The 24,320-nt window shown below is 35.7% G+C and carries 17 protein-coding genes; 8 read left to right on the top strand and 9 right to left on the bottom strand.

Annotated features, from left to right (window positions below; translation table 11 throughout):
- The first annotated feature begins 362 nt into the window (after nucleotides 1-362).
- The 5 genes from DKK70_RS12210 to DKK70_RS12190 all read left to right on the top strand — a co-directional run bounded on the left by DKK70_RS12210 (nucleotide 363) and on the right by DKK70_RS12190 (nucleotide 6,462).
- A complete protein-coding gene (locus DKK70_RS12210; RefSeq protein WP_110434259.1) occupies nucleotides 363-554 on the top strand; it encodes a hypothetical protein in 192 nt (63 codons plus the stop codon).
- A 450-nt stretch (nucleotides 555-1,004) separates the two neighbouring features.
- Nucleotides 1,005-1,385 carry a VOC family protein gene (locus tag DKK70_RS12205; protein ID WP_110434258.1) on the top strand — a complete coding sequence of 127 codons (381 nt, stop codon included), beginning with the start codon at nucleotides 1,005-1,007 and terminating at the stop codon, nucleotides 1,383-1,385.
- A gap of 675 nt (nucleotides 1,386-2,060) precedes the next feature.
- Nucleotides 2,061-3,431 (top strand): hypothetical protein, encoded by a 1,371-nt coding sequence (locus tag DKK70_RS12200; RefSeq protein ID WP_110434257.1) that lies wholly within the window; start codon nucleotides 2,061-2,063, stop codon nucleotides 3,429-3,431.
- Nucleotides 3,432-4,292: 861 nt separating this feature from the next.
- A complete protein-coding gene (locus DKK70_RS12195) occupies nucleotides 4,293-5,669 on the top strand; it encodes a hypothetical protein (RefSeq protein WP_110434256.1) in 1,377 nt (458 codons plus the stop codon).
- Nucleotides 5,670-6,165: 496 nt separating this feature from the next.
- Nucleotides 6,166-6,462: an ArsR/SmtB family transcription factor gene (locus DKK70_RS12190; RefSeq protein ID WP_181416010.1), complete on the top strand. Its 297-nt coding sequence runs from the start codon at nucleotides 6,166-6,168 to the stop codon at nucleotides 6,460-6,462.
- Nucleotides 6,463-6,515: 53 nt separating this feature from the next.
- On the opposite strand, the gene DKK70_RS12185 is transcribed toward DKK70_RS12190, so the two are convergent.
- The 6 genes from DKK70_RS12185 to DKK70_RS12160 all read right to left on the bottom strand — a co-directional run bounded on the left by DKK70_RS12185 (nucleotide 6,516) and on the right by DKK70_RS12160 (nucleotide 15,393).
- Nucleotides 6,516-7,886, bottom strand: coding sequence for an MFS transporter (locus tag DKK70_RS12185; RefSeq protein WP_110434307.1), 1,371 nt, complete (start codon nucleotides 7,884-7,886; stop codon nucleotides 6,516-6,518).
- A 235-nt stretch (nucleotides 7,887-8,121) separates the two neighbouring features.
- Nucleotides 8,122-10,245, bottom strand: coding sequence for a bifunctional 23S rRNA (guanine(2069)-N(7))-methyltransferase RlmK/23S rRNA (guanine(2445)-N(2))-methyltransferase RlmL (gene rlmKL, locus DKK70_RS12180; protein WP_110434306.1), 2,124 nt, complete (start codon nucleotides 10,243-10,245; stop codon nucleotides 8,122-8,124).
- 387 nt (nucleotides 10,246-10,632) lie between these two features.
- Entirely contained in the window at nucleotides 10,633-11,325 is a 693-nt protein-coding gene (locus DKK70_RS12175) for a hypothetical protein (protein WP_110434254.1), read from the bottom strand.
- Between the two features lie 401 nt (nucleotides 11,326-11,726).
- Nucleotides 11,727-12,281, bottom strand: a complete 555-nt coding sequence (locus tag DKK70_RS12170; RefSeq protein WP_110434253.1) for an MltR family transcriptional regulator — start codon at nucleotides 12,279-12,281, stop codon at nucleotides 11,727-11,729.
- 6 nt (nucleotides 12,282-12,287) lie between these two features.
- Nucleotides 12,288-13,448, bottom strand: a complete 1,161-nt coding sequence (locus DKK70_RS12165) for a mannitol-1-phosphate 5-dehydrogenase (RefSeq protein WP_110434252.1) — start codon at nucleotides 13,446-13,448, stop codon at nucleotides 12,288-12,290.
- A gap of 76 nt (nucleotides 13,449-13,524) precedes the next feature.
- Nucleotides 13,525-15,393: a PTS mannitol transporter subunit IICBA gene (locus DKK70_RS12160; RefSeq protein WP_110434251.1), complete on the bottom strand. Its 1,869-nt coding sequence runs from the start codon at nucleotides 15,391-15,393 to the stop codon at nucleotides 13,525-13,527.
- Between the two features lie 401 nt (nucleotides 15,394-15,794).
- On the opposite strand from DKK70_RS12160, the gene DKK70_RS12155 reads away from it, so the two are divergent.
- Nucleotides 15,795-16,091: a hypothetical protein gene (locus DKK70_RS12155; RefSeq protein ID WP_110434250.1), complete on the top strand. Its 297-nt coding sequence runs from the start codon at nucleotides 15,795-15,797 to the stop codon at nucleotides 16,089-16,091.
- 598 nt (nucleotides 16,092-16,689) lie between these two features.
- Here the strand turns inward: DKK70_RS12155 and glmS are convergent.
- The 3 genes from glmS to DKK70_RS12140 form a co-directional block, all read right to left on the bottom strand.
- A complete protein-coding gene (glmS, locus tag DKK70_RS12150) occupies nucleotides 16,690-18,522 on the bottom strand; it encodes a glutamine--fructose-6-phosphate transaminase (isomerizing) (RefSeq protein WP_110434249.1) in 1,833 nt (610 codons plus the stop codon).
- A 3-nt stretch (nucleotides 18,523-18,525) separates the two neighbouring features.
- Nucleotides 18,526-19,902 carry a bifunctional UDP-N-acetylglucosamine diphosphorylase/glucosamine-1-phosphate N-acetyltransferase GlmU gene (gene glmU, locus DKK70_RS12145; RefSeq protein WP_375334992.1) on the bottom strand — a complete coding sequence of 459 codons (1,377 nt, stop codon included), beginning with the start codon at nucleotides 19,900-19,902 and terminating at the stop codon, nucleotides 18,526-18,528.
- Between the two features lie 145 nt (nucleotides 19,903-20,047).
- The gene (locus tag DKK70_RS12140; RefSeq protein ID WP_110434247.1) at nucleotides 20,048-21,364 is read right to left on the bottom strand and encodes an MFS transporter; all 1,317 of its coding nucleotides are present in this window, start codon (nucleotides 21,362-21,364) and stop codon (nucleotides 20,048-20,050) included.
- A 482-nt stretch (nucleotides 21,365-21,846) separates the two neighbouring features.
- Here DKK70_RS12140 and DKK70_RS12135 point away from each other — a divergent pair, with 482 nt between their 5' ends.
- Complete coding sequence (locus DKK70_RS12135; protein WP_110434246.1) at nucleotides 21,847-23,223, top strand: MFS transporter; 1,377 nt, start codon at nucleotides 21,847-21,849, stop codon at nucleotides 23,221-23,223.
- A 20-nt stretch (nucleotides 23,224-23,243) separates the two neighbouring features.
- Entirely contained in the window at nucleotides 23,244-24,320 is a 1,077-nt protein-coding gene (locus DKK70_RS12130; RefSeq protein ID WP_086359557.1) for a zinc-binding dehydrogenase, read from the top strand.

Below are 24,320 nucleotides of genomic sequence, written 5' to 3'. Positions count from 1 at the left end.
TTCGCAGATGGTCATTGTAATATATGGAGTACCTCGGTTGCTGAGAGTTATAATGATGAAAAAAGGTATTTTTGGGGTGGTTATTCTTTATTTTAAGTTTTGTTGTTAATGCAAAAATATTTAATACTTATAATGCAGTAATAATTATTTATAATTCAACACCAGAAGCTCAGGTTTGAAGAATGCGCTTTAAAATCACTGAAAACTATATTGTTAAATAAGCAACATTAACTTGTGTCCAAAACGATAATGTTAGTAGCTGCACAGCTAATGGACCTGACAGTAAATACACCGGTCATCATAATCTTTTTCAATTAATCCCTGAAAGATATTTAAGAGATAGAGATGATGAATATTATAATATGCAAGAGTACGATGGGCCAGGTTATAAGATTTCTATTTATGGTAATAGGGCAAGCAATTTATTTAGCTCTAACACGCCAGATCGTAAAGATAAAGATATTGCAGAATTTTTGGATAAAATCGATCAATTTTTAGCAGGTAAAATAGAATATCAATTTGAGCCTATTGAGCCTATTATGGTGGATAAATAGAATAAATAAAAACAATTTAAGTATTTTTTGCTCCTTTTTAGTATGCCAATAAAATAGGGTATACCTACTCGTAATAATATTATAATAATGAAGTTTGATAGAGATGGTATTACTGAAATTGTTTTGAAAAATTGTCACAACCAGATAATAAAAAAATATTTTGATTTAACTATCAGGGATAATAAACAGAGTAGACCTCATTTCTGTATACATTATCTGAAGAAAATGCTGAACAATTATTCAGAGTTTATATCAGGATTGATACTAATATTCTTTTATCAGAAACAGCTCTAGACAACATTCAAAAATTTTGTTTTGTTTGATCAATTTGTTAATTTATATATTAAGTTGAATAATAATTATTTAATCCATAAAACTATTGCAAGTCAAATAATCAATATAGTTTCAATATATACTCTTTTTTAGATTAGATAGAGAGGATAAATACTGATGAAAATTAAAAATATCGATCATTTTGTCATTACTAGTCATGATCTCACTAAAAGCATTGCCTTTTATCAAGATATTTTAGGATTGAAACATGTCGAACGCAACGGACGTCATGCTTTTGTTTTTGGAAACCAAAAGATTAATATTCATGCCAAAAAAGGTGAATTTCAGCCAGCAGCCCTACATCCAGAATATGGTAGCCAAGATTTTTGTTTAATAGTTGAAGACGATATTGAGAACGTAAAAAAAGAGATTATAAAAAAAGGTTATCCGATTGTTGAAGGGATCGTTGATCGACACGGTGCTAAAGGTAATATCAAAAGTCTTTATCTAAGAGACCCGGATGGAAACCTTGTTGAACTAGCTAATTATTGCGATTAAGTTAATATTTGCCCACTTAAGGTCAGGAAAAAATTGAGAAAAGGTCTTTTTGTGGGCATCAATTTATTAAAGTTTATAATTATGCTAATTGGTTAAATTATTAAAACTTCATTAAATCTAAATGATTACACTATACTGCTAAAAACTTTAGTAATACACTTTTTGCTGTTAATAACGTGCTTAAAAAATCAAAATCTCGTTCTTAATAACCACTAATTTCAACTACTAAAACAAATTTTTTCATCCTCAAAAGACTAAAATTTATAAGGATATGTAAAAAGCTATCTCCAATTAGAATAAATATTAAGTAATCTATTTCTATATCTTTTTTGTTTCTCTTTACGAAAGTTAACAATTAAATGTAAAAAAATATTGCATAGAGTTTTTTCAGTCACTATACTTTTTGCATCGTTTAATGCAAACGATAAATATTTAAATAATTAGCATTAAATTTAAAATAAATCAAAGGTCTAATTGACAGGAACGTCGAAATGCATTATAATTTTCAACACGCAACACGCAACATGTACAACCTATAATTTAATTTCGTCAAAGTTAAGTTCTCAACGTTTATTTTTCACCATAATTTATTTTTTATCGAAGTTATACATAAATTCGCGAAATTTTGCGCGATCCTTTTTATCCCAGCAGATCTTTTTAGGATTATCGTTTAGCTTGTTGCTAATAACTTCCTATACCAGCCACGCATTAACGACTAAAACATCAAATCCTATACATGGTAATGCGCCATATTTAACGTTTGATGGTGGTCAAACTCGAGTGACTGATACTGATGGGCTTCTTTGGATAAGCTTATCAGATGGTACTAAATATACACCAACAACGAATAATTCAAGTCCATCAACTCCTATTAAATTGCCTGAGGATTATCAGCGTTTTACAGATATTGATATGATGGTACCAACTGATACTAACGAAATTGGTTTAAATGTTCTTATCGGTCAACCATTTAATTATTGGGGTGATGATGACGGTGATGGTCAGGGATTTGATGGTATAACTGTTACAGGAAGTTTGAGTTTAACTATCTTTGATAAAAATAATCAATCTGTCGCTCGTAACGAGATATTAGATATTTGTAAAGCACCATATAAATTAGTTTTATCGAGTACAACAGGTTCATTAACAACTCTTTATGGTTTACCTAAAAGCAGTAGTTTTAGTCCCAGTAATGTTACTTATTTTATCAATCCTCGAACAAAAGCTACTGTCTGCTTTGCTAAACCAAATTTATATTTAAATATGGATGATTATGCTGGCCCTGCTTCCATATGGGATTCTAATAAAGGTTTTCTTACACAATCATTTTTGCCTTCTTCATATGGTTTAAACTTCCCAACTACTGGCGCTGATGGATTGGATTTTTATTTAGATATAGGTGGAATTGGTCGACTAAATTGGGAGCCAGTTTCACCTAATGGTGATATTACTGCGATTATGACACCTAATGACTCTGGTACAAGTGTCCGCGTTCTTTTGAAGGGGCCTGTAGCCAAACCTTTGCAATGGAGCACTGATAATCCAAGAAGTTTAGGAAGTATACCCAATCCGACATTACCTCAGACATTTGAGTTAGTTGGTCGAAATAGTAGTGGTGAAGCTGTCGTAAAATATGGTTTTCAGTTAAAGCAATGGTTTGTCAACCGTGGTATTTCTTATTACAGTTTATCTAGCACATCATCTTGGTGTAGTAATATTGGATACCGTATACCTAATGTAAAGGATTTAACTAACGCTTCCTGTCAAGGAGTTAATTCGAGTCCTCTCTGTGAAGGTTCAGTCGGTGCTACACCTTCATCACCTAATGATTTTTATCGACGCCACATTGGAGCAGGGCTTTTTACGGAGTGGGGTTATATGTACGACTATACTGGCGCCAACTTTAATGCCAGTGGGGCCCCTGGTGCCGGATATTGGACGATTGATACGATGCATGGTATCGTTTTTGTCGTTGGCTCAAATGATGGTCACATTGGTGGTAATAGCCTTGACGGCATAGGTAGCGGACTTTGTGTCTATCCTTAAATCCTATTTTTTAGTTCTGGCTAGGGAAGCATAGAAGGTTAAAATATAATTAGTTCGCTAGGGAATAGTAGCTTTGAAAAGGCAATGACTTTGACGATGTGACAAGTTAAAGCGATTTTGCGGTGTAACAACGAGTTAATTATCCCCCCAACTGGGGCGGGTTTATTTTTGAGGAATAAGCTCAATGGCGTAAAAAATTTGAGAAATAGTTTTTATTCGGCTGTAAATTTATTAAAATTTATAATTATACTAATCGGTTAACTTATTAAAAATTGTTTTAAAATATATAATTACATAATACCTCGAAAAAGTTGCAGAATGTACTTTTTGCTGTTAACAGCGCGTCTAAAAAATCGACTACCCATCCCCAATAATAACCGCTAATTTTAACTACTAAAACGAAAGTTTTCCTCGTTAATACGCTATAACTTATAAGTATATGCAAAATGGTTTTTACTATTAGAATAAACATTTAGTAATCTATTTTTTATATTTTTTTACTTCTCTTTACGAAAGTTAACAATTAAACGTAAAAAAATATTGCATCGTGTTTTTTCAGTCACTATACTTTTCGCATCGTTTAATGCAAACGAAAATATCTAAATAATTAGCATCAAATTTAAAATAAATCAAAGGTCTAATTGACAGGAACGTCGAAATGCATTATAATTTTCAACACGCAACACGCAACACGCAACATGTACAACCTATAATTTAATTTCGTCAAAGTTAAGTTCTCAACGTTTATTTTTCACCATAATTTATTTTTTATCGAAGTTATACATAAATTCGCGAAATTTTGCGCAATCCTTTCTTCAACCCTTTTTATCCCGGCAGATCTTTTTAGGATTACCGTTTAGCTTGTTGCTAATAACTTCCTATACTAGCTACGCGTTAACGTCTAAAACTTCGAATATTATTCATGGTAATGCGCCATATTTAACCTTCGATGGCGGTCGTACACGAGCCACAAATGCCGACGGTCTGCTCGGGATAACCCTTTCAAATGGTGATGAAATTACCCCTGAAAGCAATAATTCAACTTTTGCTAATCCAATTGAATTACCCATCGCTGACCAGAGTTTAGCTGATATTGGTATGTTTGTGCCAATTGATACTAATGAGATCGATTTAAAGGCACTTATCGGCCCACCATATAACTATTGGAGGGATGATGATGGTGATGGTCAGGGACCTGATGGTATAACCGTAACAGGAAGTTTAAGTTTAGCTATTTTTGATAAAAATGATCAACCTGTCGCTCGTAGTGAAATATTAAATATTTGTAATTCACCATATAAATTAGTTTTATCGAGTACCGTAGGTTCTTTAACTACGCATTACGGGGTTCCTGATGAAAGTAGTTTTAATGCAAGTAATGCGACCTATTATGTTAAACCTAAAACATCACCAATGGTCTGTTTTGCTAAGCCTAGCATAAAACATGGTGGAAATGACGAACCTGATCCATGGGCTCAAGGCGTTGATTTTCGTGGTCCAGTTACAATGTGGAACGAAAATAAAGGTTTTATTCCACAGTCTACCAATGTTTCATCTTATCATTTAAATTTTCCTACTACCGGAGCTCATAGTCTATTTTTTGATTTAGATATAGGAGGAAGTGGTCCGTTAAATTGGCAAACAGTTTCACCTAATGGTGATATTAAGGCGATTATGACGCCAAATGACTCTGGCACAACCGTTCGTGTTGTATTAGAGGGGCCAGTAGCCACCGATGCCCAAGTGAATTCAGATGAGCCAAGTAGTTTAGGCAATATAGGTAGTCCTACATTGCCGCAGACCTTTGAATTAGTCGGTCGTGATAGTTATGGTAACGAGGTCGTTAAGTATGGTTTTGTGTTAAAGCAGTGGTTCGTCAAACGTGGTATTAAAGAGTTTACTTATTTTAGCTTAGCGCCTTGGTGTGCTAATATTAGGTATCATGTGCCTAAAGTAAAGGATTTAACTAATGCATCTTGTCAGGGAGCTATTTCTGATCGATGTCAAGGTGCTGTCGGTGCTACACCTGCATCACCAAATAATGTATACCAGCGTCACATAGGAGCCGGGTTCTTTGCAGAATGGGGCGACATGAGTTTCTACGACTTCAATGGTATCCGCGGAGTGAGGGGTAACTATTACTGGACAAGTGAAGGATTTATCGTAGGCTCGCTTGTTGGTAACGCGGTTACAATGGGCCTAGTGTCCCCGCGCAATGGGCTTTGCGTCTATCCTTAAATCTTATTTCTTAATTTTTGGATTGGCACGGCATAATAAGGAAAAATAGAGTTAATTCATTCTATAAAAGCTCCTCGCAAAATCAACCAAACTGGCGAAGTGGGTGAGCTAAAGTGATTTTATGACGTAGTAATGCGTGAACTATCCGCCCTAATAGCGGCGGATTTATTTTGTTTAATGGAGTTTTCACAGTAAAAGATTGCGAAACAAAAATTTCAGATGAAAATCCAATAAATATATAATTATTTTAATTGGTTATGTTATTCAGGCTTGTTTGAAAAAATATCAAATTTATGCCAGAAAATTTATCCGCACGGTGCTTTTTACTAGCACAGTGACAGCATGATCAACTTAACTCATTGTTTGGTATTAATATAACGATCTGTTTCAGCTTATCAAATATCAGGCCTGTTTCTAAGTCGTTACTACTTTTTAGGTGAATAAATTCACCACATGTTATAATCATGTTTAATTATAATTAACCTCTGTAAATATGATGAAGAATAGTATAATTGATAACCAATTTAATGAAAAAATGGTGCTTATTTTCAAAGCATTATCTGATCCGGTTAGAATAGAAATCATTAAATATTTAAAAAGGATAGGAACAGAGGTTATCTGTGGTGAAATTGGTCAAGCAGTTGGTATTAGTAAACCTTCAGGAACTTATCATTTTAGGTTATTACAACAAGCAGAATTAATTAACGTAAGAAAGAGTGCTAGGGAAAAATATGTATGGCTTAATAAATCAACATTTGATAAATATGTTACCGGGTTTTTTGATAATCTTTAAAATACTCAAATATTGATTTATTGTTGAATTTATCGCTTTGATTTTATCAAATATTATTTTTTATCCCTTGTTGTTAACCTTATTGAAAAAACTATTCCAAATAATGATATCAGACCAGCCGTAATAATAACGGCATCAAATCCTTCGGCAAAAGCTGTTGAATTAGTGGTTCCGCCGAAAATATTGAATACAATTACGCATATTGTGGTACCTATTGCGCCACCAAATAAGCGAAATATATTGTATATTCCAGATGCTTTCCCTAAATATATTGGTTCGACAGCGCTTAACACCGCTTTTTGCAGAGCCGGTCCTGCCATCGAAAGTCCCATACCAGCGATCATTAATGGTATTGCCATTGCTATATATGAACCAGTTGCATTAAATAAAAAAATAATTAATAGATAACCGATCCCCTGTAAGAATAATCCTAATGTTGCAATAATCTTTTCGCCAAATCTATCTACAGCGCTGCCTGCAAAAGGTGCGATAACGACTAATGTTGCTGTCCAAGGTAATAATTGTAATCCTGCCACGAGTGGATTAACGTTTTCTAGTACTAAAAAAAATTGTGGCAAAAAGAATAACACGCCAAACATCGAGGCATATAATAAAAAAGTTGCAATGTTACCATTAGTGAATACCTTGGTGCGAAATAGTCTTAAAGGAATCATAGGGGTAGAACTTATTTTTTGCCTAACAATAAATAAAATAGCTAGTGCGAGGCTAGATAATCCGGTAATAATCGTTATAACATGTGTGGTATTTGTGGTTATGGTGGATAATGACCATATTATCCCGGCGGAAGAGATGGCAATAAACAGAATATCAGTAAAGTTCAACTTATCATCCTTACCTTTACTTTCAGGTAATAAATTATGAGCAAAATAGATTGTTATTATTCCAATAGGCAAATTAATCCAAAATATCCATTGCCATGATAAAGTTGCGACAATAAATCCACCTAAAACTGGCCCAACAATTAGTGCTAAACCACCAATCCCACTCCATATTCCTAAAGCTTTTCCGCGTATATCAACGGGTAACGAATGCGTTAGAATTGCCATGGACATTGGCGTCATAACACAAGCACCAACAGCCTGTATCATTCGAGATATAATTAATAAGGTAATACTAGTCGATAAAGCACAAAATATAGAAGCAATAGTGAAAATGGCAATACCAATCAGATAGACTTTTTTTCTGCCTATTTTTTCGCCCAGTGATACACCAACCAGTAGTAATGCCGCTATGGTTATATTATAAATGTTCAACAACCACTGTAATACATTTACCGATATTTGAAAATCATGCCTTATGGCGGTAGTGGCTGTGGTAACTATCATTGAATCGATCATTGACATGAAAAATCCTAAAGAAGTTAAAATAATGATAGCTGATGAATTAACCTTTCTTTCTTGCATATTGTCAACTTCCTGCTTGGCTATATTGGGCAAAATAATTTCCTTAATTTGGATTTTTTAATCTATTAGGCTATATGGTATAAAATTTGTTTAAGTTTATAGTTTAATAGTTCATTAGTTATTTAACTATTTTGCCATTTAAATGAATTAAAACAAACAGAATAGCTAATTGCTAAGATAAATTTGATTGAATTATTTTTGAAGATGGAAGAATTTACCGCCTTGCGGCGGTATTTTATGCTTGATGTTTAACGATAAAACAGCAGTGGATCTGTTTATTGCGTTTAAAATCAAGCGATAGAGTTTTATCGGTGATATCTTTAAATGTTAGCCCTAGTTTTTGCATACCATCGGCATCCATTTTGAAGCCTCGTTTATTGTTTGAAAATACTATTACTCCATTTGGTCTAAGTAAGCGTTTTAAATCACTCATTAATTTTAGATGATCACGCTGAACATCAAAGGTATCGTTCATCCGTTTAGAGTTGGAAAATGTTGGAGGATCGATAAAAATCAGATCAAACTGTTCATCCGCCTGCGATAAATAGAGCAAGCAGTCGGCTTGTATCAATCGATGTTTTTTTCCGGTTAAACCATTTTGTTTTAAATTACGATCAGCCCACTCTAAATAGGTGCGTGACATATCAACGGTCGTGGTTGATTTTGCGCCACCAAGACCGGCATAAACGGTTGCGCTACCTGTGTAGGCAAATAGATTTAAAAAGTCTTTACCCGCGCTCATCTGGCCGATCATTTTTCTGGCTAGACGGTGATCCAAAAATAAACCAGTATCTAAATAATCGACCACATTAACCCAAAACTGCGTTTTTTGCTGGTTAATAGGATATTCATGGACTAAGAAGTAATCCTGTTTTTGCCCAAGTTTTTGATATTGTTGTTTACCTTTTTGCTTTTCACGAGTTTTTAGTACCAATTGGTCGGCAGTTAACTCCAGTACTGACATAGTGGCATTAATAATATCAAATAGTCGTTGTCGAGTTTTTTGTGGATCAATATTTTTTGGTGCGGCATATTCTTGTATCACAATTTTGTCTTTATAACGATCGATAGCCACGTTATATTCAGGTAAATCTGCATCGTAAAGGCGATAACATTCAAGTTGTTCTTGGCTAGCCCATTTTGCAAATCTTTGGCAATTTTTACGTAGGCGATTGGCAAAATCGGCAGCGGGTAAATTGGGGGATGTAACCGGCTTATCGACTTGACGATCAGCAATGGTATAATTTTTTTGTACGCAATCTAAAGGGCCATTTTTAGCTTTGAACTGTTTGTCGGCTCGCATTTGCAAACAATCTAACAGTTGTGGAGCGCCACTAAATAGCGATAGTCGCCATCCAGCAAATTGTTGCTTAATTTGACGACCAAGTGCAGAGTGCAGGGCAACCAATGCAGGTTCACTTTCCAATCGTTCACCATAAGGCGGATTGCTGATGATCATACCATGTATCTGGTGCTCAAATGGATTAGTTAATTGAGTCACATCCTGCACAGCAAAAGTAATTAAGTCACCAACTCCAGCTTGGATAGCATTTTGCTTGGCGCGCTCTAACACCGCAGGGTTATTGTCATAACCAATGAAAGGCGTTGTCGCTTTTTTTACATTGTGCTTGGCGGTAAATAACAACTCATTCCAAAGTGTTGGGTTGAATCCTTGCCAAGCAAAAAATCCCCACTGTTTACGTAGAAGTCCAGGTGGAATATTAGAGGCCATCATTGCAGCTTCAATTAGTAAGGTTCCTGAACCACACATTGGATCGATAAGAGGTTCATCTGTTTGCCAGCCAGAGCGGCGAATAATTGCTGCAGCTAAGTTCTCTTTTAATGGCGCTTGACCTGTTTGTTGACGATAACCACGTTGATGTAGGCTTTCACCACTTAAATCTAACGATAAGGTAACTCGATTTTTGTTGAGATAAGCATGTAAACGAATATCTGGATTTTGTTTGGCAACATTTGGGCGTTGATTGGTTTGACGCATAAAATGGTCAACAATTGCATCTTTGATCTTTAATGCTCCATATTGGCTATTGCGAATAAAGTCATTAACGCCAACAAAGTTGATAATAAATGAGTTATCGACCGCAAAAATATCGCTCCATTTGATATTCATCACACATGAATAGAGATCTAAGTCACTATAGATATCAAACTCAGCAATCGGCAATAGAATCCGAGAAGCCAAACGAGACCATAATAATGATTGGTACATGGTTGATTGATCAGCGTCAAAGTAGACACCACCTTGCGACACTTTACAATTTATCGCGCCAATATTTTCTAACTCTTTTTTTAATAACTCTTCAAGCCCGCGAGAGGTGCTGGCAAATAGCGTTTTCATGCATAATCCACTTAACAATAAAATTGCTGGCATTATACCGACTAATTGCAATGGTGGGAAATGATCACCTTAAACAATATGTAATCAAATAAAAAATAAACAATATAAAAAAATGACGAATAGTTTTATTGCAGGAAGAAATCAAACAATCATTAAATCAATTTTTTGATAAATTTATGTTATATCGCGAATTTGACATTTTCACTTGATAAATTTAAATCTTAAAACACTTAAAATGATAAGCGAGATAAGATTAATCTGTTACTTGTTTCTTTCTCGCTTTTATTACATACCATTTTAAATGAGATAGATAGATTCAAACTTGATAATTACTATCATTCTGGCAATTTTAAAACCTTTGGCGATCAACTAAAAATAAAAAGTTTGTTAATAGTCATCTAAGTTTTCAATACTAACAATAGGAGGTTTGGGCGGAATAATAATTCTATGCTTTATCAATATGTTGCAAATAAAAAAGACAACGATTGATATAACACCAGAAATAATGAATATCATGTGATGAGATGAATTAAATGTTACGTAATTTTTAAATGTCATAAACGAATCAAGTTGATAATAGTAACATATAACAATAAAACCAATTATCCATGATATCATTGAAATATAACAGCTTTTTAACTGGGATAAAAGTTCGGTGTAACTCTCCCATGAACGATAAGGTTTTTGTTGTAAGGAAATGATCTCTTGTTCAGATATAATTTTCATTGGTGTATATTTATCTATTATAGCGCATATTTCTTTACCTTTATTGCTCCGTTTACTATAAGAACCATCCTTATTTATTGATATATTATGTTCTGCAGCCATTAAATGAGCTTCGTCTATCTTATTATTAATAATGAGTAAATTATGAAGAGTAGTTTTAAATTGTTGTTTTTCTGATGGATCTAACCAAAAGTCAGAAATACTTTTAGGTTTTGGTTGATATTTATTTATTTTAAATGAAGTATAAATACCATAAAAGATAATTACTAAAGGCGATAAAATTAAAATTGCGGCAATACATAACAATATAATTAATAACGCGCCACCAGCATCAGAATTTTTTTTTCTAGCCATTATTATTCCTTGAAAGTTATTTGGGGATTTTAAAATCCACTATTGCAATGAGTAAAAATCATAAAACTTATCTTTGATTTATTATTGATATGATTGTTATTTGGTATAAATTATTATCTTATTACTTATATTTTAACCTCGAGAATCATAAGTCATAGATAATAACGGTAACTAGCTATCACCGCAAGAAGGAAAAATGTACAAATATATTTTGATAAAATTAGCATTCAAGAGATAGGCAAATATCATCATATTAGCAAAATGCGTTGAAAATTTTGCAAGAAAGTTGAAAAGAGAGCTTTTAAGTTCTTTAGTATTTTCTTAAATTTCCGGATATCCATTATCCACCATATTAATTTTAGTAGAAATTAATAGCGATATTAGTTTATCAATAACTAAGACTATTCGGGAAAATAATCAATTTCCTGTTTATTCACAATTCGTAAGGTTAAGTCCGTGATGGCGATAATTAATGCCGAGCGGATCATCTGTTGATAACGGTTTTGATACATTGACGATTTTAAAGTATCAACAATACCATTTTCTTGAAGGTTATTTGGAGGATAATTCCAGTTAGGCGGGAGTATCATATCATGCAATAAGCTGATAGGTCCTAAAATTTCGTCATCCAGATAGGTGTAATTTTTATCGTCTTGTTCAAGCTCGTCTAAAATTGCCATTAACAATTCAATATCTTCATAATCCTCACGGGTAATAATTCCTAGCGCATAGAGTAATTTTAAGCAGACCGAGGTGTCATTAAGTGGGCCGTTTTTGCCCACTAATGATGGAATGACAAACTTGATGGCATGAGGCTCTTTACGAAAAACTTTTAGAATTAGTTGATTTACGCTGTCATTAATTAGTTTGATAGCAACCTTCAGCAAGCCGTGGATATCAGCTTGCTGATTGAGTTTTTCCAGTATGGTATCTTCTGCTAATGTCTGCTTTGGCATTGTCACTTAAAATTGATGATTTTGCATAGCAGTATAAAGTTGTTCTATTTGGCTAACAACTGGATTATCACTTTCGATTTCAGAAATATTACAAAATGCTTGTTTTAAGCTGCTGTTAGCAATTTGATTTGCTAAATCGATAGCTTGTTCGTCGTCATTATTGCGATAGTTAAGCGCTGCAGCAATACCAATAAGTAAATTTTGGTTACCAAGTTGATATTCAAAGGTGCCCAACAATGGTTTAATTAAACGATCGCCCCGGCCTAATTTGCGTAGGGGTTGACGACCTACTCGGGCGGTATCATCGTGGAGATAAGGATTTTCAAAACGGCTTAAGATTTTTTCAATATATGCTTGATGTTTGACAGGATCAAAATGATAGCGTTTGATTAGTACTTGACCACTTTCTTCCATAGCGCCACGAACAATTTTACGAATTTTATCATTTAAGATCGCATCACGGATGGTAGCAATATTGTTGTAAAAACCTAAATAGGCTGTAATAGCATGTCCAGTATTTAGGGTAAATAATTTACGCTCCACAAAGGCCATTAGGTTATCAACAGGCTCCATACCTTTGATTTGCGGGATTTCACCAATAAATTGGGTTTTATCGACAATCCATTCCGAGAAAGTTTCAACTGTCACCTCTAAAATATCACCTGTTTTAGACGTTGCTGGCGGTACGATACGATCCACGGCTGAATCAACAAAGCCAATATGCTCATTAACCCATTGATGTAGATCATCAGGTAAATATTTAACAATTTCTTGTTTAAACTGGCTGGTGCCGCGCACCATGTTTTCACAAGCAATAATATTGAGTGGAGCATTGTTACCTGATGCATGGCGGGCGATAATACCTTGTGCAACACTCTGCGCAATACGAGCTAAAATTTGAGGACCCACCGCAGTTGTAACCAGATCGACCTTGGCAATGTAATCACTGACTTTAGGTGAGGTACTGTTGATGGCATCAACATTCTTAACAATTTCGCAAACCGATTGTTCACCCACCACATTGACTGGATATTGATGACGACTCGCCAGTTCATCAATCACTTGTTGATTAACATCAGCGAAAGTAACATGGACACCGGCATCAGATAATAGTTTACCAATAAAACCACGCCCGATATTGCCGGCGCCAAAATGTAATGCTTGCATAATAAAACCCTTAATCTCAAATCATTTTTAATGTGTTAGACTACTTCCTAGCTAACTAGGAAGTAGTTAAGTTGTGTTAGCTTAATATTGCTAAAACTTCTTGAATATTATTAGTGGTAGCCAGTTTAGCAATAATCTTTTCGTCATCAAGTGCATTGGTTAATTTGGCGATAACATCAAGATGTTCATTGTTGCGAGCGGCAATACCAATTACAATTTTAGCTTTGTCTTGCTCCTCTTCACCAAATTGTATACCTGCTGGGTATTGGCAAAATACGATACCGGTATTAATGACATCATCCTTAGCCTCAATTGTGCCATGTGGAACTGCAATTGATTCGCCTAAGTAAGTTGAAGTCAGACGTTCACGTTCTAACATGGCTTCGACATAAGTCGGTTTCACATAACCTTTTTCAACCAATTTTTGACCAGCAAAGCGAATAGCTTCTTCTTTAGTTTGTGCGGTTAGACCTAAAAAGATATTTGTTTCATTCAATTTGAATAACGGTTGTTGGCTGTCTGTTTTTGATTGCGTAGTTGGCGCGATCTCTTGACCTCTTGCCTTGATTAAATCATTCACCAATTGATTATATAAATCACTATCTAAAAAGTTAGTTAATGAAATATGATAAGCGTTAGGTGCATATTGTTTAGCACGTGCCGTTAAGTCTTTGTGGGTGATGATGATATCCGCATCTGTTGGTAAATTATTAATCGCTAGGTTGGTCACGTTAATATCTAAATGGGTATCTTCTATTTTTTTACGTAGTACACCGGCGCCCATCGCACTTGAACCCATGCCGGCATCACAAGCAACGATAATTTTTTTCACGTTAGCAAGGTCTAGTTTACCGTTGATCACTCCTTTAGCTTCGTTTTTCATGTTAGAAACATCAGATTTGGCATCTTCAAAGCTTTTATCAGCATTTTTAGTTGTTTTTAATAAAATCGCAGAAATAATGAAAGTCACTGCTGCTGCCGCGATGACGGATGCGCTTACTCCAAGAAGTGAATTTTTTGGGGTTACGGCAAGTACGGCAATGATAGAACCCGGTGAGGCCGGCGAACTCAAACCCGCACCAAAAATAGTCAATGTAAATACGCCAGTCATCCCACCGCAAATCATAGCAATAATTAAACGAGGGTTCATTAGTACATATGGGAAGTAAATTTCGTGAATACCACCAAAGAAGTGAATAATTGCCGCACCACTGGCTGATCCTTTGGCCGCTCCTTTACCAAAAAACATATAAGCAAGTAATAACCCTAACCCAGGACCAGGGTTTGCTTCAATTAAAAAGAAGATTGATTGCGCATGTTCAGCAGCTTGTTGAATACCTAACGGTGAAAATACGCCGTGGTTAATTGCATTATTTAAAAATAGGATTTTTGCCGGTTCAACAATAATGGAAGTTAATGGTAGTAAATTATGTTGAACCATGTAGTCAACACCACTAGCCAGTACATTTGAGGCAACAACAACTGAAGGACCTATAGCAAAGAATGATAATAAAGCGAGTAACATACCAATAATGCCAGCAGAAAAGTTATTCACTAACATTTCAAAACCACTTTTGATTTTACCGTCAACCGCTTTATCGAATTGCTTAATTACCCAACCACCAAGAGGACCGACTATCATGGCACCTAAGAACATTGGAATGGTTGAACCAACAACGACGCCCATAGTGGTAATTGCTCCCACAACGGCTCCGCGTTCACCGTGAACAAGCTTACCACCGGTATAACCGATTAATATTGGTAGTAAATAGGTGATCATTGGATCTACTAATTTTGCTACAGTTTCGTTTGGATACCATCCGGTAGGAATGAAAATAGCGGTTATAAAGCCCCAAGCAATAAATGCCCCAATATTGGGCATCACCATGTTGCTTAAAAACCGCCCAAAATTTTGGACTTTTAGTTTAATGTTTGATGTTGTCATATTAATCTTTCCTTATTGATTGACATAATCATTATGCAGCTATTTTAGAAGTATTTAGTTAGTAGATTCATCAAAAATAATCAAAAAATGTGACGAATGTCACACTGTTAAAAGCGGGGTATTTTCTGATTTTGTGATTTAGATCACACTTTTGCCTTGAGTAACTACAAGAATGGGGCATTGGCCGTTGTGTGAGTGAATGGAATTAATGGCTATCAGAGTAAAGTAAAGGTAAATATGATAATTTATTGATGCATTATCAGTATTTTATTGAAATTATTAAGAATAGTTTTATCTCGGATGAAAATTTGTTATTATGCGCTTGCTATAGATGCAAACCAGTTTTGTCATATTTCATTTAATGGATTCGATGAAAAATCATTATATTAGTTAGAGGTAAAATGAAAGCTCTCTCAATTTTTGGATTAATTTTAGCCATAATATCTGTTTTTATTCCACTTTTAGGTTTACTTTTAGCTATGTTATGTAGTTTATTGGCGTTAATTACTTTTGTTAAACAACCGACTATTTCTACTACTATATTCGGTATTAATATTATCAGTACCGCATTTTTTTCACCGGTGTTAGCTGCTATGGCTAATAGAACTGGTATTAGCAGTTATCAAATGTTTCTTTTCTTCCATATAATATTACTATTCATTGCGGTTATTTTATTTTTAATTTTCGGCAAAAAATAAACAAATGCATAGTACTAGACAAATCATTAAAAACATATTAAAAAACAATGCGTTACTTAAATTGATTGGATTGCTATTAAGTAAATTCAAATTTTTATACTAGCAAATCATCAAATACTATCGATGTATAGCCACTAATGGTTTAGGTTAGTGGTTGACAATATGCTTGGTTTACCATCAAATCTCTAAGTCTCTAAGTCTCTAAGTCTCTAAGTCTCTAAGTCGTCTCTTTTTATCGATAAAATTTTCGCAGATATTAGTACATAAGTCGGCAAAATTATCATATTCGTTGTTATCTTAATAATAAAAGGGTTTCATACTGTTACTGTTACTGTTACTGTTACTGTTACTGTTACTGTTACTGTTACTGTTACTGTTACTGTTACTGTGTTCATATTCAAAGATTGTTAGCGGCAACACATAATCTGATGTCGCGCAAGCGTGCCACCATTAGAGCACTATTTTGACAGCAGTTAAGTCAAAATTATGATTTTATTCTGCGGGTTTTAATGATTTTGCGAGGTGTTTTTTTGAGTAAATATGAGAACTTAGCCTAAGTTTGTTATTCAAGGCTAAGTCCTTACATTTAACTAACAAATTACTCCACTGTTACCGATTTTGCTAGGTTGCGCGGTTGATCAACATCGGTACCTTTGATTAAAGCTACATGGTAAGCAAGCAACTGCGTCGGTACTGTGTAGTAGATTGGTGCAGTGAGTTCTTCAATATGTGGTAAATTGATAATATGCATAGTATCGTCACTGACAAAACCTGCATCTTGCTCGGCAAACACATAAAGTTGACCACCACGGGCACGCACTTCTTCAATATTGGCTTTGAGTTTTTCGAGTAAATCATTCGTCGGTGCCATAACAATTACTGGCATATCGGCATCAATTAACGCTAAAGGACCATGTTTTAATTCACCAGCGGCATAAGCTTCGGCATGAATGTAGGAGATCTCTTTTAATTTTAATGACGCTTCCATGGCGATTGGGTACTCGTCGCCACGACCTAAAAATAGTGCATGGTGTTTATTGACAAAGTGACCTGCAAGTTTTTTGATTATAGGTTCGGCCATTAACACTTGTTCAATGCGGTTTGGTAAGGTTTGCAGGGCATGGACGATCGCTTGTTCAGTGATTTCGGCCATGTTATTAAGTCGCCCTAATTTGGCCACTAAAAGTAATAATACCGTCAATTGAGTGGTAAAAGCTTTGGTTGAAGCAACGCCAATTTCAACGCCAGCTTTGGTCAATAACACCAAATCCGCTTCACGCACCAGAGTAGAGGCCGCCACATTACAGACGGCAAGGGTACTTAGGTAATTATTCTCTTTTGCTAAGCGTAATGCTGCAAGGGTATCTGCCGTTTCACCTGATTGGGATAGGGTGATAAATAAACTGTTTTTACGACGCGCGGGGTTTCGATAGCGGAATTCTGAAGCGATTTCAACGTCACAAGGAATACCGGCCAAGGCTTCAAACCAATAACGAGCCACCATACCAGCATTATAAGCGGTGCCACAAGCGACGATTTGCACATGTTCAACTTGTTTAAGAATATTTTCAGCATCGGCTCCAAGTTCAGATAAATCCACTTTACCATGTGCCATTCGGCCTTCAAGCGTATTTTTGATGGCATTAGGTTGTTCGTAAATCTCTTTCTGCATGTAGTGGTTAAAGCCGGCTTTACTGCCTGCGTCATATTTAGCATCAGACTCAATACAAGGGCGATCGACTTCTTGATAATTTTTGTCAAAGATGGTTACTGTGCGATGGGTGACTAATGCAATATCACCTTCTTCTAAAAAGATAAATTGCCGTGTAACCGGTAATAACGCTAGCTGATCTGAGGCAATAAAGTTTTCGCCAACACCACAACCAATTACTAATGGGCTACCTGAACGGGCTGCGACTAAAATGTCTGGATTGCGAGTATCCATTACCACAGTGCCATAAGCACCGCGTAATTGTGGGATTGCTTTTTGTACCGCTTCGAACAGTGAGCAATCTTCGGTTGTAATAATATCGTGAATTAAGTGAGCAATAACTTCAGTATCGGTTTCTGAACGAAATTGGTAGCCTTTTGCGATGAGTTTTTCACGTAGCGGCTCAAAATTTTCGATAATGCCATTATGCACAACAGCAATAAAGCCCGATACATGTGGGTGGGCATTGTGTTCGACTGGTTCGCCGTGCGTTGCCCAACGAGTATGCGCAATCCCTGTTGACCCTTTGATTGGATGCTCGTCTAGTGCATCTTTAAGCGCCTTTACTTTTCCGACACGTCTTACTCGCTGTAACTCACCAGTAGGTGAGATAATTGCCAGTCCAGCAGAATCATAACCACGATATTCTAATCGTTTTAACCCTTCTAATAATATTTCTGCCACATCACGCTTGGCGATAGCACCGACAATACCACACATTATTTATTCCTCTTTTAATTTAGTTGGTCTTTTCCAACCAGCAAGTTGTTTCTGTTTTACGCGACTAACCACCAGTTCATTGTCATTGACATCATTGGTTACCGTTGTCCCCGCGGCAATGGTTGCCCCTTTACCGATTTTGACAGGTGCAATAAGTTGGCTGTCAGAACCGACAAACACGTCATCGGCAATTACGGTTTTAAATTTGTTGGCACCATCATAGTTACAGGTAATTGTGCCGGCGCCAATGTTGACGTTGCTACCAATTTCACTATCACCTAAATAACTTAGATGTCCTGCTTTGCTGGACTTACCAAGATGGGCCTTTTTCAATTCGACAAAATTACCTACATGCGCATGATCATCAAGTTGGCTACCTGGTCGTATTCGGGCAAAAGGGCCGATAGTACAGTGCTTGGCAATGACTGAATCTTCAATTACTGTGTAAGGACTAATTTCGCTGTTATCAGCAATGGTGCAGTTTTTCAAAATAGAGCCGGCACCGATAAAGACATTGTTTCCTAACTTAACCTCACCTTGAATAATCACATTAGTATCAATTATGACATCCTTGCCATGGGTTAACTTACCGCGTAAATCAAAGCGTGCAGGGTCAAGTAACGTAACGCCAGCAAGTAAAAGTTGCTCGGCTTGATGCTGTTGATAATGGCGCTCTAAAGTTGCTAACTGCAAACGGTTGTTAACACCTTCAACTTCGAATTGTTTTATTGGATGTGAAGTTAAAATTTCATAACCATCTTGGTGAGCAAAGGCGATAATATCGGTTAAATAGAACTCTTTTTGCGCATTGTTATTGGTTAAGCGCGATAGCCACTGTTTAAGTAATTTGCCAGTTACCAGCATGATACCAGTATTAATTTCAGTAATTTTTTGCTGTTCAGCATTGGCATCTTTTTGTTCAACAATAGCGACCACTTTACCGTTTTTACGTTCGATTCGGCCATAACCAGTTGGGTCATCTAAAATCACCGTCAATAAGGCAATGCCTTCTTGTGGTTTACTGGCGATGAGATTTTGCAAGGTTTCAATTGAGATAAGAGGTGTATCACCATATAAAATTAAGATATCTTCATCATCTTCAATAAAGGGAATAGCTTGTTGAACAGCATGTCCTGTACCCAACTGTTCAGCTTGATAAACCAGTTGTACAGGTTGATCTTGTAGCGATTTTTCCAGCTCGCTTTTGCCATGACCATAGACAATATTGATACGATCAGTATTAAGTTGTTGAACGGTATCAATAACATGTTGTAACATCGGCTTACCGCCGATTTGATGTAAAACTTTAGGTAGGTTGGAATACATCCGTGTGCCTTTTCCTGCCGCCAAAATAATAGCACTACGCTTTGGAGGTGAAATTGCCATAATCAGTTCCGGTCTGGTTAAATAAGGCTAATACTATAATCAAAGTTTTCCACGAAATCACCCCGAAATTGTTAATTTTTATCCTAAAAAAAGTTTTACGATTATCTATTCCGCTAATCTTTGCGCCGAAATTTTATTATTAAATTGACTCTAGGCTTTTGTTATAGGTCTCAATACCCAAACTATAGACGGCTATAGCTTGTATGCATAACAAAATAGCGATCAGCGAGGTTACCATTAATATACCGCCATAGTTATACAGCAAGACGACAAAGAATGGTATGATAATTGAGGATATACGACCACAGATAACGCAAATTGCCGATAACCGCATTCTAACATCGGTTGGAAAAAGCTCGGGGATATAACCGGCTTGGATTACCGAAACCAAATAATAGATTAACGAAAAGGTAACAAAACCACAAAGTGTAGCATATAATTGTGATGAACTAAGTGCGTATAAAATCCCTGATAATGCTGCAAGCAAGGAACCTAAGATTATTGCCGGTTTTCGTCCTATTTTGTCTGTTAAGCAATAGGCAAAAACTGCTCCGGTTGGTCCCCCTAAGGTCATAAGTACAGTGATAGTTAGTGATAGATTAGCCGATATTCCTTGACTTACCATTAAGGACGGTAGCCAAGCGACAAAACCATAAATAGAAATACTTTGTACTACCATCATTAGTGACCCTAAAAATATTCGTTTACGAAAACGTGGCTCAAAAACACTAATTTTGGGTTTAATATATAAATTTGAGTGGTTATCAGTATTGGGTGTCGGTAAATTACCTTGGTAATACTTATTTTCAATATTGCTGACAATGATTTCCGCTTCTTGTTTTCGTCCTTTTCTACTTAACCATCGAGGTGATTCAGGTAGTTGCTTGCGAGCTATATATACTAATAATCCACCAAGACCAGCAATCACAAACATTGTTCGCCAGCCGGCTAATGGAATGATTAGCCAGCTAGTAAAGGTAACAAAAAATAGACCAAATTGACCAATAAATGACATGAGAGCTCCCCAACGACCACGGTGGGAAGGCGGGATAAATTCACTCAGTAAACCATAACCGACAACAATTTCAGCGCCTAATCCAATACCGGTTAAAAATCTAAAGAAAATTAACCAGTACATATCAGGTGTCAAAGCACAGGCAATTGATGCAAAACCAAATATTAGCAAATTAATTTGATAGGTAGATTTTCGGCCATGTTTATCACCAAGGTATCCAGCCATAATTGAGCCAAGTAACATGCCTAATGATGTTCCAGATAAAAAACAGGCATTTAAATGTAATGTAGACCAGTTTTCTTCAATTAAAATACTTAAAACTGAATTAGCCAAATAATTATCAAAACCGTCAAAAAACATTCCTCCACCAATAATAATCAGTAAATTTCGATGAAAAGAACTGATCGGGAGTCGATCAAGTCGTGCTGCTAAATTACTCATTATTGCTCCTAATCATTTAATTTTTAAAAAGATAAAATACTATTGCAACTGTCAATTTTTCTATGCTTTTGCTAATTCGTTTCACTCATAGCAATAAATATTAAGTAATCATTAATATCCCTAATGATTAATCAAAATAATAATGTAATATTCCAAGAAAAAATGATTAATTCAAACAAAAAATCTTTTTTATGTGCGCTATTTCACAAAATTTGCAGAATGTTATTGGTGTGGTATATCAATACATATGGTTTTTTAATTTTCAATTATTTGGATAATTCGATGATTATAATTAAATTTTATTCAATTTGTTTATTCAAAAACAACAATATCACAATCCAACATAAAATCTTTGAATAAAAGAATTTGTGTTGACTTTAAAAAATAATGGTGTCATATTTTGTCTGTTTTCAAAAAAAGGTGATTGTTAATTAATAATTAATCGCTTGGTTGTTTGGCTTAATTGAATAAGGTTGGAAGCAATGAATGAGATAACAAAACCCTATTGTGGGGCAAGATTAGATAGGTTACCAACAAGTAAAAATCAATGGAAAATTTTTGGTTTAGTCGCTTTTGGTTTGTTGGTTAGTTGGAGTAATGCAATTGGTGGTTTAATGCTCGCCCAATTGCAAGAAATTGGTTGGACAAACAATAACATTACCGCGATCTTTTCGTCGCTAACTACAGCTGGTATGTTTTTTGGTGCTTTTATCGGCGGGATTATTGGCGATAGGATTGGCAGAAGAAAAAGCTACCTGCTTTTTGTCTTTATCCATATTATTTCGATGGTTATTGGTGCTATGTCACCCAATATGACGTTCTTAATTGCCTGTCGATTTGTTATGGGATTTGCCTTAGGTGCCTTACTAGTAACATTATTTGCCGGTTTTACTGAATATGTTCCTAGTAAAACAAGGGGAACATGGTCTGCACGTGCTTCGTTTATAGGAAATTGGTCTTATCCTGTTTGTTCATTAATTGCCATGGCTATTACTCCGGCTATCGCCCCGGAAATGAATTGGCGTATACAGCTTTTAGTTCCCGCTTTTTTATCGACTATACTCTTTTGGGTTACCTATCGTCATTTTCCTGAATCGCCTCGATGGCTTGAATCTCAAGGTAGATATGCCGAAGCTGAAAAAATAGTTTCAGATATTGAAAAACGTGTTGTTGCCGAAACAGGTAAACCATTACCGCCATATGAGAAACTGGATAATGCTAAAGAAACCAATATCTCCTATTCACAACTGTTTCAAGGGGAATTATTAAAACGTGTCATTTTAGGATCATTTGTTCTTATCGCAATGAATGTTGTGCAGTACACCCTAATTAATTGGCTACCAACCATCTTCTTGAAACAAGGTATCAATTTAAAAGATTCAGTTTTATTAAATACGATGAGTATGTTTGGTGCACCAATCGGCATATTTATTGCGATGTTTATTATTGACAAAATTCCAAGAAAAATCATGGGGATTGGTCTATTAATTATTATTGCTGTCTTAGGCTATATATATTCATTACAAAGCGATATGACCACAATATCTATCTTGGGATTTTTCTTAATTACCTTTGTTTATATGTATGTTTGTTATGCATCAGCTGTTTATGTGCCAGAAATATGGCCAACAGCAGCAAAAATGCGTGGTGCAGGACTTGCCAATGCTGTCGGGCGAGTGAGTGGCATCATAGCACCATATGGCGTTGCCTATTTTTTAAATACTTCAGGTGTTGTTGGCGTGTTCTTACTGCTTGGTGGCGTGGCTATTGCTACCGCGTTAATCATTGCCATTGTTGGTATTGAGACGAGGAGCGCATCCGTTGAGGATATTGGTAATATTGTTAAAAAAGAGAGTTAATTTAATCTGGAGAGTGAATTATGAAAGCGTTAGCAAGATATGGAAAAGAGTTTGGTGGATATCGTTTAATTGATGTTCCTGAGCCGGTTTGTGGTGATGAAGATATTGTCATTGAAGTTAAAGCCGCGGCTATTTGTGGTGCTGATATGAAACATTTTCGTGTTGAAAATGGTTCTGATGAATTTAATTCCATCAGAGGTCATGAATTTGCAGGAAAGATCGTCAAAGTTGGTAGCAAAGTGACTGATTGGCATGTTGGGCAGAGGATTGTCTCAGATAACTCTGGACATGTTTGTGGTAAATGTCCGGCTTGTGATAAGGGTGATTTTTTAACCTGCAAAGAAAAAGTAAATCTTGGTCTTGATAATAACCGTTGGGGAGGTGGGTTTTCAAAATATTGTTTAATCCCCGGTGAAATTCTAAGAATTCATAAACATGCAATTTGGGAAATCCCTGAAAATTTAGATTATGAAGAAGCTTGTGTACTTGACCCAATCTGTAATGCTTATAAAGCAATTGCTCAACGTTCAAGTTTTTTACCGGGCAACGATGTGGTGGTTATTGGTACTGGTCCTTTGGGATTGTTTTCTGTGCAGATGGCAAAGCTAATGGGCGCGGTAAATATTGTCATGGTCGGGCTTGAAGAAGATACCAAGAAACGTTTTGCAGTAGCTAAACAACTTGGTGCAACGCATTTAGTCAATGGTTCTAAAGAAGATGTTGTAAAACGATGTCAGGAAATATGTGGCGTAGATAATTTAGGTCTAGTGTTGGAGTGTTCAGGTGCCAATATCGCACTTAAACAGTCAATAGATATGCTTAGACCGAATGGTGAAGTGGTTCGAATCGGTATGGGTTTCAAACCTTTTAATTATCCAATTAATGATATTACGTCATGGGCAATAAGTATTATTGGACATATGGCTTATGACTCAACCACCTGGCGTAACGCTATTAGATTATTAGCAGATGGAAAAATTAAAGTTAAACCAATGATAACCCACAGATTTGGACTATCTGAATGGGAAAAAGGTTTTGAGTTAATGGCAAACAAAGAAGCGATTAAAGTCATTTTGACATATGACTTTAATGACTAA

This window comes from Gilliamella apicola (assembly GCF_003202655.1).
Classification (GTDB): Bacteria; Pseudomonadota; Gammaproteobacteria; order Enterobacterales; family Orbaceae; genus Gilliamella; species Gilliamella apicola_R.
The sequence above is the reverse complement of the archived record's forward strand: the minus strand, read 5'-3'. Positions and strand labels throughout refer to the sequence as shown.